The 417-nt window shown below is 39.3% G+C and carries 1 protein-coding gene; it reads right to left on the bottom strand.

Translation table 11 applies throughout. The features are described from left to right. The coding region (locus G3I56_RS42915; protein WP_343240237.1) for an AMIN domain-containing protein at window positions 1–380 on the bottom strand (380 nt) is incomplete at its 3' end. Between the last annotated feature and the right edge of the window lie 37 nt (window positions 381–417).

Raw genomic sequence — 417 nt, 5'->3', positions numbered from 1 at the left:
AACTCCTGTAATTTATCTCCCAACTCATCGCGTGTTATAGGTGTCTGTACTAGGTGATCAGAGCGTGTACCAGATGAGCTACCATCAATTGCCAGTTTACCTCGATTGTATTCACGTAATAAGCCCAACAAGGGGTCATCTTCTTCTTGTTTGACCGAAGATGGATATAAATCAATAACCAAACGGTTTTGAAACTTTGCAACAGGAGATAAAGTAAATAATTGCGGTTTGATATGAACTTTGAGATCTAAAACAATTCGCACTATTTCACTGCTATATTGCCCTACCCTGGCTTGCGCAATGTACGGATCATCATGCCATACTTTACTCGACAAGGACTTGATCACATGATCTAATTTAGTATGTTGCAGATCCAGCACCAAACGGTCAGGGTTCTTTAGATAGAAATATTTGTAA

Origin of the sequence: Streptomyces sp. SID12488 (assembly GCF_010548275.1) — a bacterium.
Taxonomy (GTDB): Bacteria; Actinomycetota; Actinomycetes; order Streptomycetales; family Streptomycetaceae; genus Streptomyces.
The sequence above is the reverse complement of the archived record's forward strand: the minus strand, read 5'-3'. Positions and strand labels throughout refer to the sequence as shown.